Genomic DNA, 13,499 nt, shown 5'->3' with positions numbered 1-13,499 from the left:
GGTTTCTATCACTCGTGTCAGACTTGTTGAACGGTTCATCGCCATATTTCTTTTACTCGTTTTACTGATCACCGCTCTTGGATTCTTTCCTTTCTCACATTCAAAGTTCAGAGATTATCTCAAAGGTGCTCTTATTAAAGAAGGAGTGGAGCATTGTTCTGTTGGAAAAGTTGCAATCACCCTTTGGAAGAAAATAGAGATCACGGATATAGAGATTGGAATGTCTGAGAAAGGGCAGAGCTATCTTTTTCAGTCCGACAAAATTCAAGTATCCTTTAACCTGTTTTCAGTATTGTTTCGATTAAAGCAGTTGAAAGGAGAATTTGCTGATTTATCCGTGAAAAGGCGGCTGTTATCAGATCCCCTTTCAGTGCTTGAAGATTTAATACGAATAAGAAGCAGGTATAATAACTTTGAAGAGGTAAAGTTATATCGGGTTGCGTTAAAGGTCACTAAGGGAAAAAAAAATGATATTGTAGCAAAGGATTTTTCATTTGAAATTGGACCGGGTGATGAGGGAGCGGGTGTAATAGAGTGTTTTTTTGAAGGTGATGAGGTTTATTACAGGAAGAATTTTGTTACTGATATTAAAGGCGTTGTTACGTATGATGGCCGGGTTCGATTAAACAGGTGTAAAGGCAGGGCTTATGGCGGAAAGTTCAGGGTTAGTTCGGTTATAGATCCTGAAAAGAGGTATCTGGAGCAATTATCTTTTTCAGGATCTGGTCTCAATCTGAAACGGCTTTATCAGGCACAGCAGTTTGGAAGTGGGGAGGTAGGAGGAAAGGCGGATATAGAGATCTGTCTGTGGGGTAATCTTGAGATTGACTCGCTCAGGGGGACTGCAGCGATCAATGTGACTGAATTTTCCACAAGGGGACTTTCCATTCAGGAGGCGTTTTCTTTTTTCCTTTCGGCACCAGAGTTTAAAGAGCTTCGTTTCAGCAAGTTTAAGGCTGATTTGCAGCTTCAGGGCCAGGGAAAGTTACTTACCGCAATGAGCGGCAGCGGGGAGATGTTGGATTTGAATGCTGATGGGTGGATAAGTCTGGATGGAGAGCTGAACCAGGAGATGCGGGGAGAGATATCAGCTAAAATGGCCAGAAAACTTTCTAATCTGGTAGCAGGTTCTCTTGAATCTACGGAGAGGAGAGGCAAGCTGTTCAAGTGCAGAGTTTATGGCAGCCTTTCCAACCCAAAGATTGAGTTGGACAGAATGATTTTAAAAAGAGCCGTAGGGAATGTTTTTCAGAATATGAGGCAGGGATTTCAGGATTTGTTCAAGAAAAAGTAGATCTTTTTCCTGCCGGAATAGTAGTTTGCTTTTACCTCGATTCAGACAGTTGTAATGAAAAATGAGGTGCACACAATAAAAAACCAGGAGCAGTTATGGAGATAATAATAACTCCGAACTATGAAGAGATGAGCAAGACATCTGCAAAGATAATAGCATCTGAAATCAGGCGTAAACACGATCTGGTTCTTGGGATGGCGACAGGTGACACACCAGTGGGGATGTATCAGGAACTTGTGAGGTTTCACAAAGAAGAGGGTCTCGATTTCTCAAAAACCAAGTCATTCAATCTTGATGAATATGTTGGACTTGCACCGCTTCACAGAAACAGTTATAACTATTTTATGCATGAGAATCTCTTCAAGCACATAAACATAAACATGGCAAATGTCTATGTGCCTCAGGGCAATACCAATGATCCGGAGGAATTCTGCAAATGGTATGAGATGCAGATAAAGAATGCCGGCGGGATAGATCTGCAGGTTCTTGGCATCGGCCGTAACGGACACATTGCTTTCAACGAACCTGGTTCATCTTTTGCCAGCCGCACAAGGGTCAAGGCACTTTACAAGCAGACAATTGAGGATAACTCCAGGTTTTTTTCAAGTATTGAAGAGGTTCCAAGATTCGCGATCACTATGGGAATCGGAACGATTCTGGAAGCAAAAAAAGTTCTCCTTATCGCCAACGGCAAGAAGAAGGCTGATGTCGTGGCAGCGTTCATAGAGGGGCCTGTGACAAGTCAGATCACTGCTACAGCGCTGCAGCTTCATACACATGTTACTGTTGTACTGGACGAAGATGCGGCATCCAAGCTTACCCGCACTGAATACTATAACTGGGTACGCGACAATAAGCACATGGTTCACAAGCTGGTTGGCAGGTAGTTTGTTGGAAAGGGAGTCCATGGCTCCGGCCATGGGCTATTTTTCCAGATATGTGATCCCGGCTGTGGTATCGGCCTTTATCTATCAACTGGATTGTCCTCTATTTTAGAGTCAAAAAAGGGGCCTGTATGAAAAACAGGATCATGGATACAATTGTAAGCGACTGGCAGAATTCTGAGCATATAAGGACTCTTCAGAGTCTCAAGAGCAGGAAAGGGAGCCGTCTGTTTGGTGACAAGGTGAGGTCGCTTGCTCCTGAGGAGATAAGAGTGCTTGTTTCCCAGGGGAACCGGGCTTCAGACTGGAATGAAATCCGTGTATCCGATGGCTTTATCCCTGAGCATATCTATGACAATCTGTTCAGGGGTGCCTGTGTGCTTGGCGTTTTCACAGGAAAGGAAGTAATGGCTTATGAGGGTGTACCATTTCCATCCGGGATTTACAAAAGTATAATCTGCAATTCTGAGATAGGAAACGATTGCCTGCTGTTCAGAGCCGGTCTTGTATCGAACTGTGTAATCATGGATGGTGCTGCTGTTTATGAGACCGGGAGCCTGCTTTGTTCGGGTGCAAGTACTTTTGGCAACGGAAGGCCTATATCGGTCGGGATAGAAACCGGCGGCCGGGAAGTGAAGGGGTTTGCGGAACTGACAATTCAGACCGCATCATCAGTGGCTCTTAACAGAGAAGATTCCTTTCAGCTTGCTCTCTACGATGACTTTGTAAAGGCTTATACAGATGAGTGCAGTGTTCCCTTTGGTGTTGTTGAGCAGAATGCGGTTATTCGCAATACATCGAGAGTGGAGGATTGTTTTATCGGGAGATCGTGTGTAATTGACGGGGCGACACTGGTTCAGAACAGCACGATCTTGAGCAGTCCGGAAGAGCCGGTGCAGATAAGTCACGGGGCTTTTGTTCGCAACTCGATTCTTCAGTGGGGCAGCGAGGTAACATCTATGGGAATTGTAGACAATTCAGTGCTTACTGAGCATTCCCATGTAGAGCGTCATGGCAAGGTGACTTCGAGCATAGTAGGGCCAAACACCGGAATAGCTGAGGGCGAGGTGACATCATGCCTTCTGGGGCCATTTGTCGGATTCCATCATCAGGCCCTGCTTATAGCAGCAATATGGCCGGAGGGCAAGGGAAATGTGGCTTATGGGGCAAATGTGGGTTCAAATCATACTTCAAAGTCACCGGATCAGGAGATCTGGTGCGGCGAGGGGCTGTTTTTCGGGCTTGGAGTAAATATCAAGTTCCCCTGTGACCTGACACGTGCGCCTTACTCCCTTATCGCTACTTCTGTCAATACACTTCCACAGCGTGTTGAATTCCCATTCTCTTTAATAAACACACCTTCATTTCATCCACCGAATCTCCCTCCTTTACATAATGAGATTTTACCGGGCTGGGTGCTTTACAACAATATCTATACCGTGATGCGTAATCAGAGCAAGTATCTCAAGCGTAACAAGGCCCGCAGGAATGTGTTTACTTATGAAGTATTCCGCCCTGATATCGTGGATCTGATGGTGCTTGCACGTGATGCACTGGTAAATATTTCCGAAACACGGGAACTCTATACCGGAAAAGAGATAAAAGGACTGGGCAAAAACTTTCTCACAGAGGAGAACAGGCTCAAGGCGATCGAGAGTTACAATTTCTACATAGAGTATTATTGCCTTCTTTCTCTGCTGGAGGTAGCATCTGATTGTGTTGCACGGGGTGACACTGGATCTTTAAGAGAAATTGCCCCATTGTCCGGTAACTCAAGATGGGAACATGCACGCGGGATTCTCATTTCCGGAGGGTATCCGGAAAGAACAGTAAAGGAGAATCTTGAGCGCCTGATCGAGATGAAGGACAAGATTGCCAGTGATACCGAGAGGTCAAAGTTCAGGGATGATCAGCGTGGAAGCCGTATCATCGATGATTACGCCTGTGCGCATGAACCTGCCTGCTATGATTCCTTTGTTAAGGAAATGTGGGCAAAAGTATCAGAGTCAAAAGCGCAAATAGAGAAAATACTGGCTGCATTACAGAATATCACGGGCTAAGAGCCCTGATTGCCAGGATTAATAGATTTTATTGTTTTTATAAGAGAAAAGATTTTTCCTGTTCTTATTTGTATATGAACTGTCTGCGCAGACAGACAGTTCGGATACAGAGCTTGAGACACAATGAGTTCCGCCGGATTCCCGCAATTGGAAGAAAGCAAACCAGTTCTTACCCCCAGGGGGCTTGAGCGCAGGCTCAAGCGTCATCTGTTTAAAGCACCGCAGGATTACCTCGCTGTAACAACACCGGGATTTGAGTATATAACTGCAAAAGAGTTGACAGGGATAAATGCTGATGTTAAGAACAGGATCAGCGGTGGAGTGGAGTTTTCCGGCGGGCTTGATCTTGTATATTCGGCAAACCTGCGGCTCAGGACAGCTAACAGAGTGCTGATGAGAATCGGCTCATTCACCTCCCGATCATACCCGGAGCTTTACAATAAGGCAAAGCGTATCTCCTGGGAATTGTATGTCGGATTCAACAATGAGGTTTCTTTCTCCGTCTCTTCTCACAATTCCCGCCTTCATCATTCGGAGAATATCTCAGATGCGGTTTACGATGCAATAAAAGAGGAGATGGGCAAACTTGGTCTGGAGGTGAAAAAGAGCAGAGAATCGCCCTTGAGATTTTTCCTAAGACTCTCAGATGATATCTGCACCATCAGTATCGATACCAGCGGGGAACTGTTGTACAAGAGGGGGTACAGGAGAGAGGTGGGACATGCTCCGATACGTGAAACAACTGCAGCGGCTTTACTGATAGAATCACAGTGGGAAAAATATCCTCTGCTGGTGGACCCATTGTGCGGGTCTGCTACATTTATGATGGAGGCGGCCCTTATGGCTTATAACAGGGCGCCTGGAATCTGCCGTGATTTTGCGTTTTCGACCTGGCCCTGTTTTAGCGAGAGTAAATGGGAGAGGCTGAAGAGGGAAGCACGGCAGGAGGAGAGGAAAAACCACAAATTGCAGTTGTTTGCATCCGATATCAGTTCCGAAGCAATCAGGGCATCAGAGGAGAATTTGAAGAATCTTGTGCTGGAGGGGGCGGTAAAGCTCAGCAGACAAGATTGCCTCAGCTTCAAACCGGAATCAGAAAAGAAGGGACTGATCATTTCTAATCTTCCATACGGCAAGCGTGTGGGAGCAGGGGTGGAGATCAGGGAGTTTTACAGGATGTTCGGGGTGCATCTGAGGAGCCATTTTTCGGGCTGGAACTACGGGTTGGTCGTGGCGGATGCGGAGTTTGAGAAGATTGCGGGACTTGAGAGGAAAAAGGAGATAAGATTTGTAAATGGGGGGCTGAAGGTGAGGTTTGTCCAGGGAAGGGTTGGTTGAGGAGAGAAGTTTGAGAGGCCCCCCTGATCCCCCAAAGTGGGACTACAAGCGTTTTACTACGAGAGAGTGTTACTTTACAAAAAAGACTTGACTTTTACAGCGTTTATGCGAAAGAGTGAAAAGATTCGATGTCAATGCCGATGCCGATACCGATTAAGGAACGATCAAATATACTCAAACAGATCCTGCTGGCCGGAAGTGATTTTGTCGAAGTTTGTGCCTGTGAGTTCCAGAATCGAATCTGCGACCGGTTTTAGCTGGCAGTCTATATAGTGGTTGTAGTCAAGAGGAGAGGTGAGTTTCTGAAGTGGTTGTGGCCCATCGATTGTGATACAGTACTTTACCAGATGGGGAGGGGACTCCAGAAGTTTCGCTGCCTGAACATGAGGCGGGATATTAACCATGTATTCTTCCACCTGTTTTCTCAGTCTCTTTTTGTAAATAAGCTTGTTGTCAACCGCTCCGCTTTTAACTTTTAAAACGATCTCGTTAACGTACTGGTCCAGTTCTTTACCTGAGAAAACCCTTGATACAAGTTCATGCTGGAACTCCTTTGCCAGTTCTGTCCAGTCGGAGCGGGCAGATTCCATGCCTTTGAAAACAAGCCTGAACCCCGAGCCTTCGGTTATACTTCCGCAATAATGCTTCTTGCTTCCCTGGTTTGTCCCCCTGATAGCAGGCATCAGGAAATACCGGAAATGGTTCTCATACTCGAGTTTGAGTCTGGAGTTGACATTGAAGGTCTCCTTGAGGTGTTCTGAGAGCCACGAGGTAATCTCTGTCGAGAGAGAGCTGCCGATCTGGTCGGCTTCTTTTTCGAATCCAGGACCCAGGAGAACGAAAAGAGAATCTGTATCTCCATAGATGACCTTGCAGGGAGTAGATGAGGAGATATGGCTGACGGTGGTTTTAAAGATGTACTGGCCTGTTTTAGTGATAGTAGATGCGAGTTCCGGCGAAAAAAACCTGCATCCTTTGGCTCCCAGCACGCCATAAAAGCTGTTCATGAGGATCTTTATAGCCTGAGACAGATAGGGATTATTGTCTTTTTTGGCAGCACTGCGTGCGTCAAGAAGGTTTTCAATTATTTCAGGCAGTATGTAATTAGTGGCAGAGAAAGAGGTCCCGGCAGGGGTATTTACCCTGTCTGAGGATTTCTCCAGATACCCCAGAGGATCAATTTTGAATGTGGAAATAATAGATGGGTAGAGGCTCCTGAAATCGAGTACAAGGACGTTTTCATAGATTCCTGGTACCGGTTCCAGTACAAAACCGCCGGGAAGAGGGTCTGGGGAGGAGAAAATATCTGCTGAGTCACCCGCGACGAAGCCCTTGCGATGAAGGCGTGGGAGGTAGAGGTAATCGAAAGCGGCGATACTTCCTCCGGTACGGTCCAGAAGATGTCCGCTTAGCTTTGAGCGCTCGATTGTACCGGGAAGCAATCCTGCTTTGTCGAAAATCTCTTTTGTCAGTCTGGCGTCTTTCAGGTTGTATCTGGCAAGTGCTTCTTTCTCAGTCTGAAACTGACGGTTGATTTCCGCTATTTTCTCACGACCTGTCAAGGTGATATCCTTTGTTTCTCCGAGCATCTCCGATGCCACAAAATCGAGTGAATACTCCTCGAATTTGTGGAAAAAAGCCCTTAACATCACCGGTACATCCATGACTACTCTTCCAGGCAGCCTTGCAGTCCATTTTGCCCCACTCTGATTTTCGACTATTCTTGCACCCGGATCGCGTCCCATATCAAAAGGGAGTGAGAGGACCCTGCATCTCTGCTGAATGATCCTCAGATCAAAATCAATTACGTTCCACCCAATGATTACATCAGGATCATTTTTTTGCAAATGTCTAAAGAATGATGCAAGCAGTTCTTTTTCATCTTTACAGAACCAGATCGGATTCCGGTTCTGTCCATCTCCCTCTATAAAAACTGCCTCCCCGCCGCATCCGAAGCTGGCGATACTGTATATCCTGTCTGAGGAGACATCGGTTTCTATATCGATTGACATCACTTTGAGTACCGGTTTCACCTCTGTGCCGCGGATCACAGGATTATGCATAGTCAAAGTGTTGCCTTTTTGAGAGAGTATTCCCCGTGCTTCAAATCCGCCATTTACGAATCTTTCCATCAGGTACCGGTCAACAGGATGGATATCTGATTCGTAAATAATGTTGCCTCTGCTTTTCAGATCTTTTATACAATCAAGAAATGAAGACTGGCTCTGGAAGTAGAGACAGTCCACTGCTGTACCATCCATTGCTTTCATCGGAAGTTTTTTTCTTTCCACCGGAATCTTTACAGGATAATCGGAAAATGCTGGGATGAAAAGGAGGGGACGGTAATGATCAATAACTATTCTTACCGGAGAACCGCTTTCTGATACAGCATACAGTATTATTTCAAAGTGTCCTCTGAAATCACGGAAGGAGTAGTTCAGGAGAAAACAGGAGATTGATTGAGAATCGGTCATCATGATTAAAATAGTTGTCTGCCAGCCTGTACACAGCGGTTTTAGCGGAGATATGTTGATGCATAACTGAACATCTTACGAATTGAACAAGCAGGTTATTGACACAATTTATAAGTGATCTGAATAAAGAGTTTTTCCGGAAAAAATTCTGAATCAAAAAAAATCACCTTTTATTTCTCTCTGAAACCATTTTATAATAATGCCGGTGTTTTGAAACAGATTACGGGATAAAACTTCATCATTTAAACCCGAGGAGGAATTATGGATAATATGTGGGAAAAAATTAAAAAGGGATTGAAGGACGGTGCTTCTCTATCGATGGAGAAGATCGAGGAGTACACAAAGCTTGGCAAGCTGAAAGTGGAAGAGATGGCGGCCAAGAGGAAAATCGAGCGTAATTTCATGGATCTTGGGGAACGTGCATTTGACCTGATCGAGGAGGGAAAGGGGAGTGACATAGCCCAGGACCTTACTGTCAGGAAATCGGTTGAAAATGTGAACGCTCTCAGGGAGGAACTCAAGGAACTGGACCGGAAGATGAGGGAAGTGACTGAGAACGCAAAAAAGGAACATGAAGAAGAGGGAAGTGATATCAGCGGCGTTTAGCAGATGAAGAAGGAAAAGACGATTCTTATTGTTCCGCCACGGGGGACTCCGGCAAAGGCTATTAAAATCCGTCTCTCTGTGGCGGTCGCCTTCATGGTTCTGGTTACAATCGGATTTGCGGGATATTTTATTCCTTTTAACAGTTTTACTCTTAACATTGTTGAACAGAATCAGCAAAAAAACCTTACCGATCAGAACAGAGCTTTACTTCAAAGGGTTCTGTCATCCCTTAAACTGCTTAATAATTTAAAAGAGCAGGTGGCCAGGCTTGAGGATAAGCGTCAGACTGTGTTGAAAGCAGGCACAACATCTGATCAGTTCGAGCATGTGGAAGATCGTAAGATCGATTTCAGCAGGATGCAGGCCGATGAACTCCTGCGTTATGCAGAAATCCAGGAATCAAAACTTGAAAAGTTTATTTCGTTTGCAAGCAATAAAGAAAACTTTTTCAATCATGTTCCTGTGATCTACCCTGTTGCGGGATCTCCCATAATATCAAGGCGGTTTGGAAGCTCCAAAGATCCGTTTTCGGATACCGAGAAGTGGCATTACGGAACAGATTTTGTGGCGGAGGAGGGGACTGACGTCATCTCTACTGCATCAGGAACAATCAGCCGGGTTGAGAATCATCCTGTGTGGGGAAGGAGGGTCTATATCGATCATGGGGAGTATCAGACAGTGTACGCCCACCTTGGAAAGGTAAGTGTAATAAAGGGCAAGAGGGTTAAAAGAGGAGATGTGATAGGGACAGTCGGGATGTCAGGGTTGAGTACAGGGCCTCATGTTCATTATGAGATCTGGTATAAGGAATCGGCAGTTAACCCGGAAAAGTATTTTTTCCATGATATTGGCAATTCTCTTCAATATGCCAGGTCTCAATAGATCCTAAAGCAGCATAATAGCCAGTATTGTTGCAGCAAGAACCACTCCGGCGGCTACTCCAAGAATCATATTGATACTAAGTTTTTTCCTTTTGGGAATCCAGTGGGCAATGCTTGCTGGATCATTCATATAACGGGAGACGATATCTGCCGGTGCCCTGTCAGAGATCATCCTTAATATGGCGAAGAGTTCGTGCCCAAAATCTGCCGCGTTTGCGAAGCGATCCTGCGGTTCGAGAGCCAGACTTTTATTTATCGTATTGACAAGTTCTTTGGGGATAGGAAGTCCATAGGTATCAATGGGTCTGTACTGTCCCTTTGTCTTTTTTTGAACCAGTTCCGAGAGGGTTTTCTGTGGGAAAGCCCGTGAGCCGGTAATCATATCATAGAGAACCGTTCCCAGTGAAAAAATATCGCTCCTGTGGTCCAGTGTTTTTCCGTTAAGTTGTTCTGGACTAAGGTATACCATCGTTCCCATAATCTTAGCGCCTACAGTGTGCAGACTGACCTCACTGGGCCTTGCGATACCGAAATCCATCAGCTTTACGATGCCATCCCTGGATACTACTATGTTATCGGGTTTTATGTCGCGATGGATCAGGCCACGGTAGATTTTACCATAAATAGTGTAGTCTTTTATGTGTGCGTAATGTAGAGCCTGACATACGAAGTAGGTCACAGAGAGTGCCACTGCCAGGGGAAGACGGGTATTCTGGATAATCAGGTTTTTTACAGATACTCCATCGACAAATTCCATTTCCAGAAAAGGAATCAGTTGATTTACATAGCCGATATTGTGAATTTCCACGATATTTGGGTGATGGATATCGGACATTATCTTGGCCTCGGTGAGAAACCGTTCCTTGGCCTCTTTGTCATTGTAGTTTTTCAGCACTTTAACTGCCCGGACAACCTCCAGACCCTCATGCCATGCTTTGTATACAGTAGCACTTCCGCCCTCTCCGATAAGGAGCTGAACCTTGTTGGGGCCAATCTTGTCCCCGATCTTAGGCAATGGCAGGTCTTGTTTCTGGTAGGGGTTTTTTACCTGGTCACCGATTTTCAGATGCCAGGATTCCGGGTTTTCTTTTGGCAAATTGCCCATTGCTATTTACCTTTTGATTAGAAAAAGTGCTATATTTAGAAATCTGTTCCTGCCCTGATCTGCTGCTCACGTATTTGAGGCGGGCAAGATAAGGCTTCTGATGAATTTCGGCTCCGTGTTACACGGACAAGGAGAATCAAATATAAATAGAAAATATTAATTGCCTGCTGTTAGTCATAATGCAAATACAATCTGGTGAGACTTTAAAGAAAATTCTGGTAATCCGGTTCACATCTATGGGAGATGTAATACTGGCATCATCGCTTCTGGATGTGCTCAAGAGGAGCTATCCCGATGCTGGGGTGACATTTTTAACGGATTCGAAGTATGTTGAGCTTTTTCGTGATGACCCCAGGATTATGTCAGTGCAGGGTTCAAGGAAGAATGAGCGGGATGTAACAGAGACACTCGCAGCAGAGGAATGGGATCTTATCATAGATCTCCAGAATTCCGGAAGAAGCAGGAAATTAACGAGAAAGCTGGCTTCCAGGAGTGGTATTCATCGCTTTAACAAGCTGCATCTGAAGCGATTTTTACTTCTTTTCTGCAGGTTGAATTTTTATTCAGGTGATGATACTGTTTTGAAACGGTATATAAGTGCTTCAGGGCAGAAAGACGATGGAGAAATTGCCCCCAGACTGTATTTCAATTCCCCTCTGCCTCCCCGACTAAAAGAGATGCTTCAAAGCGGTAATGTGGAACGCCCTGCTATAGCTCTTTTTCCTTTCAGTGCCTGGAGAAACAAGGAGTGGCCGGAAGAATACTTCATAGATGTAGGGAGGTATTTTCTATTCAAGGGATGGGAGGTATTCATTATGGGTGGCCCAGACGAACGGGAGAGGGCAGAGGCGCTCAGGAGTGGAATAGGGCAGAAGTGCATCTCCTTTGCAGGAAAAGTGTCTCTTTATGAGTGCGGCTGTATTTTAAATGTGTGCTCCCTTGCCATCGGGAATGATACCGGTTTGGCACATCTTGCGCGTGCCTGTGGAGTAAAAACAGGGATAATTTTTGGACCTACAACTCGTCAGTTTGGTTTTTTCCCTTCCGGGCTTCCTGAATACAGGGTTTTCCAGACCAGTCTATGCTGCAGGCCTTGTCATGCTCATGGAGGAAATCTCTGTCTGAGGTGGGACAAGGCCTGTATGAGAAGGATTGGTCCTGATGAGGTTATAAACGGGCTGATAGAGCTGTCACAGACAAATAATCAAATGCATCCGTGCTACACTTGACAGTACCAGTTCCAGCCATCATTTTTATAAATTTGCGAGAGCTTCAATATGTTACGATTGGTTTTATACTTTTCTCTTGTTCTTCTGGCAGGGCTGGCAGAAGCGGGTCCAAAACCGGGTGTTCCTAAGGAATTTTCCCAGTTTCTGGCTGGAATAAGTATTTTAAACAGTAGTCGTACTCTATCAGACCAGCAGAAGGCATGTGAGTTCCGCAATCTGGTAAAAATTACAGGGATAGACAGAACGCAGGCATTGCAAATAATTGAATTATACCGTGAGAGTCCCTCGAAGTGGAAAGAAGTTTACAATGAGGCATTGCTGACACTCTCAGAAAAAGATGAACTCAATACTGCTGCAGACAGCAGCAAATCAATAAAGGAGTAGATATGGCTGTGAATACAGTTGAAATAACGGATGCGAATTTTGCTGAAGAGGTACTCTCTTCTCAAGTTCCGGTGATTGTTGATTTCTGGGCAGAGTGGTGCGGCCCCTGCAAGATGCTTAGTCCGATTTTCGAAGAGTTGGCATCGGAATACCAGGGAAAGGTTGTATTTGGCAAGTGTGATGTGGATTCCAACCCTCAAATGCCTGCCAAATATGGAATCAACAGTATTCCATCTATGCTGTTTTTCAAGGACGGAAACATTGTCGATCAGCATACCGGTCTTTTGGCAAAGCCCCAGTTGAAAGCAAAGATCGACAGAGCTTTTGAGTAAAGAACAGCTTCATGAAAATTGTCACTCTTAATCCACCTTTTCTGCCCAAGTATTCCCGAGAATCAAGATCTCCTGCGGTGACTAAAAGTGGTACCCTGTATTACCCGATGTGGCTGGCTTACGCCACAGGGTATCTTGAGAAGAACGGGCACGAAGTGTTGTTAATTGATGCACCTGCGGCGGGATTATCACTTGATGAGACGGTAGAAAAGGTAAAATCATTCGGCCCGTCGGTAGTTGTTCTCGATACCTCTACTCCAAGCATTTACAGCGATATAGAGACCGGGTGTGCACTCAAGGATGCGATTCCATCTCTGTTTGTTGTTCTTGTTGGAGTTCACGTTTCAGCTCTTCCTGAGGAAACCCTCGCAATTAACAGCAGAATCGATGCTGTTGCTTTTGGGGAGTATGACGCTACCCTGGTGGATCTGGCCAGGAGGCTTTCGGAATCAGGTGTAAACGATGAGATACTAAGGGAAATAAGCGGTCTGGCGTTCCGCTCGAAGAGCGGTGAAATAGTAAAAAACGAGCCGCGTCCATACATCGAGGACCTTGACAGCATCCCTTTTGTAACATCTGTATATAAGAAATTCCTTGATATCACACCCTATTTTTACGGACACAGCCGCCATCCGCTTGCTGTTATAGTAACCGGAAGAGGGTGCCCTTTTCAGTGTACATATTGTGTGATTCCACAGACACTTCAGGGACACAGATACCGGAAACGTTCGATTGACTCAATAGTCGAGGAGTTCAAGTATATTGCTGCAAATTTCCCTGAAGTAAGAGAGATCATGATCGAGGATGATACTCTGACTGCAGACAAGAAGCGCTGCAGGGAGTTTTCCGAGGCTCTGATAAAATCTGGTGCATGTAAAATACCCTGGTCGGCAAATTCCAGGGCAGATGTTG

Annotated in this window: 12 protein-coding genes; 10 read left to right on the top strand and 2 right to left on the bottom strand. The window is 45.3% G+C overall.

The window, feature by feature from the left end; translation table 11 throughout:
- From GX089_06655 to GX089_06640, 4 genes are all read left to right on the top strand, one after another.
- Positions 1 to 1,294: AsmA-like C-terminal region-containing protein (locus tag GX089_06655; protein NLP02156.1), on the top strand; the 1,294-nt coding region annotated here is incomplete at its 5' end.
- A 95-nt stretch (positions 1,295 to 1,389) separates the two neighbouring features.
- Positions 1,390 to 2,181: a glucosamine-6-phosphate deaminase gene (nagB, locus tag GX089_06650; protein NLP02155.1), complete on the top strand. Its 792-nt coding sequence runs from the start codon at positions 1,390 to 1,392 to the stop codon at positions 2,179 to 2,181.
- A 128-nt stretch (positions 2,182 to 2,309) separates the two neighbouring features.
- Positions 2,310 to 4,238, top strand: coding sequence for a DUF4954 family protein (locus GX089_06645; protein ID NLP02154.1), 1,929 nt, complete (start codon positions 2,310 to 2,312; stop codon positions 4,236 to 4,238).
- 123 nt (positions 4,239 to 4,361) lie between these two features.
- The gene (locus GX089_06640) at positions 4,362 to 5,576 is read left to right on the top strand and encodes a class I SAM-dependent RNA methyltransferase (GenBank protein NLP02153.1); all 1,215 of its coding nucleotides are present in this window, start codon (positions 4,362 to 4,364) and stop codon (positions 5,574 to 5,576) included.
- Positions 5,577 to 5,740: 164 nt separating this feature from the next.
- On the opposite strand, the gene GX089_06635 is transcribed toward GX089_06640, so the two are convergent.
- Entirely contained in the window at positions 5,741 to 8,053 is a 2,313-nt protein-coding gene (locus GX089_06635) for a DNA polymerase II (protein NLP02152.1), read from the bottom strand.
- A gap of 258 nt (positions 8,054 to 8,311) precedes the next feature.
- Between GX089_06635 and GX089_06630 the strand changes: the two genes are divergently transcribed.
- Both GX089_06630 and GX089_06625 read left to right on the top strand, forming a co-directional pair.
- The gene (locus GX089_06630) at positions 8,312 to 8,656 is read left to right on the top strand and encodes a hypothetical protein (GenBank protein ID NLP02151.1); all 345 of its coding nucleotides are present in this window, start codon (positions 8,312 to 8,314) and stop codon (positions 8,654 to 8,656) included.
- Between the two features lie 3 nt (positions 8,657 to 8,659).
- Complete coding sequence (locus tag GX089_06625; protein ID NLP02150.1) at positions 8,660 to 9,538, top strand: M23 family metallopeptidase; 879 nt, start codon at positions 8,660 to 8,662, stop codon at positions 9,536 to 9,538.
- Between the two features lie 3 nt (positions 9,539 to 9,541).
- On the opposite strand, the gene GX089_06620 is transcribed toward GX089_06625, so the two are convergent.
- Positions 9,542 to 10,642 carry a serine/threonine protein kinase gene (locus GX089_06620; protein NLP02149.1) on the bottom strand — a complete coding sequence of 367 codons (1,101 nt, stop codon included), beginning with the start codon at positions 10,640 to 10,642 and terminating at the stop codon, positions 9,542 to 9,544.
- Between the two features lie 236 nt (positions 10,643 to 10,878).
- Here GX089_06620 and GX089_06615 point away from each other — a divergent pair, with 236 nt between their 5' ends.
- From GX089_06615 to GX089_06600, 4 genes are all read left to right on the top strand, one after another.
- Positions 10,879 to 11,871, top strand: a complete 993-nt coding sequence (locus GX089_06615; GenBank protein NLP02148.1) for a glycosyltransferase family 9 protein — start codon at positions 10,879 to 10,881, stop codon at positions 11,869 to 11,871.
- 48 nt (positions 11,872 to 11,919) lie between these two features.
- The gene (locus tag GX089_06610) at positions 11,920 to 12,255 is read left to right on the top strand and encodes a hypothetical protein (GenBank protein ID NLP02147.1); all 336 of its coding nucleotides are present in this window, start codon (positions 11,920 to 11,922) and stop codon (positions 12,253 to 12,255) included.
- A gap of 2 nt (positions 12,256 to 12,257) precedes the next feature.
- On the top strand, positions 12,258 to 12,587 hold the full coding sequence (gene trxA / locus GX089_06605) for a thioredoxin (GenBank protein ID NLP02146.1): 330 nt from the start codon (positions 12,258 to 12,260) through the stop codon (positions 12,585 to 12,587).
- 11 nt (positions 12,588 to 12,598) lie between these two features.
- Positions 12,599 to 13,499 (top strand): radical SAM protein (locus GX089_06600; GenBank protein ID NLP02145.1); only part of this gene is annotated, 901 nt, incomplete at its 3' end.

The organism is Fibrobacter sp. (assembly GCA_012523595.1).
In the GTDB taxonomy this organism is placed as follows: Bacteria; Fibrobacterota; Chitinivibrionia; order Chitinivibrionales; family Chitinispirillaceae; genus JAAYIG01.
The sequence above is the reverse complement of the archived record's forward strand: the minus strand, read 5'-3'. Positions and strand labels throughout refer to the sequence as shown.

Excerpts from the sequence above, each read along its gene's own strand:
- nagB (NLP02155.1), top strand. The coding sequence starts at position 1,390 with ATGGAGATAATAATAACTCCGAACTATGAAGAGATGAGCAAGACATCT.
- GX089_06645 (NLP02154.1), top strand. The coding sequence starts at position 2,310 with ATGAAAAACAGGATCATGGATACAATTGTAAGCGACTGGCAGAATTCT.
- GX089_06640 (NLP02153.1), top strand. The coding sequence starts at position 4,362 with ATGAGTTCCGCCGGATTCCCGCAATTGGAAGAAAGCAAACCAGTTCTT.
- GX089_06635 (NLP02152.1), bottom strand. The coding sequence starts at position 8,053 with ATGATGACCGATTCTCAATCAATCTCCTGTTTTCTCCTGAACTACTCC.
- GX089_06630 (NLP02151.1), top strand. The coding sequence starts at position 8,312 with ATGGATAATATGTGGGAAAAAATTAAAAAGGGATTGAAGGACGGTGCT.
- GX089_06625 (NLP02150.1), top strand. The coding sequence starts at position 8,660 with ATGAAGAAGGAAAAGACGATTCTTATTGTTCCGCCACGGGGGACTCCG.
- GX089_06620 (NLP02149.1), bottom strand. The coding sequence starts at position 10,642 with ATGGGCAATTTGCCAAAAGAAAACCCGGAATCCTGGCATCTGAAAATC.
- GX089_06615 (NLP02148.1), top strand. The coding sequence starts at position 10,879 with ATGGGAGATGTAATACTGGCATCATCGCTTCTGGATGTGCTCAAGAGG.
- GX089_06610 (NLP02147.1), top strand. The coding sequence starts at position 11,920 with ATGTTACGATTGGTTTTATACTTTTCTCTTGTTCTTCTGGCAGGGCTG.
- trxA (NLP02146.1), top strand. The coding sequence starts at position 12,258 with ATGGCTGTGAATACAGTTGAAATAACGGATGCGAATTTTGCTGAAGAG.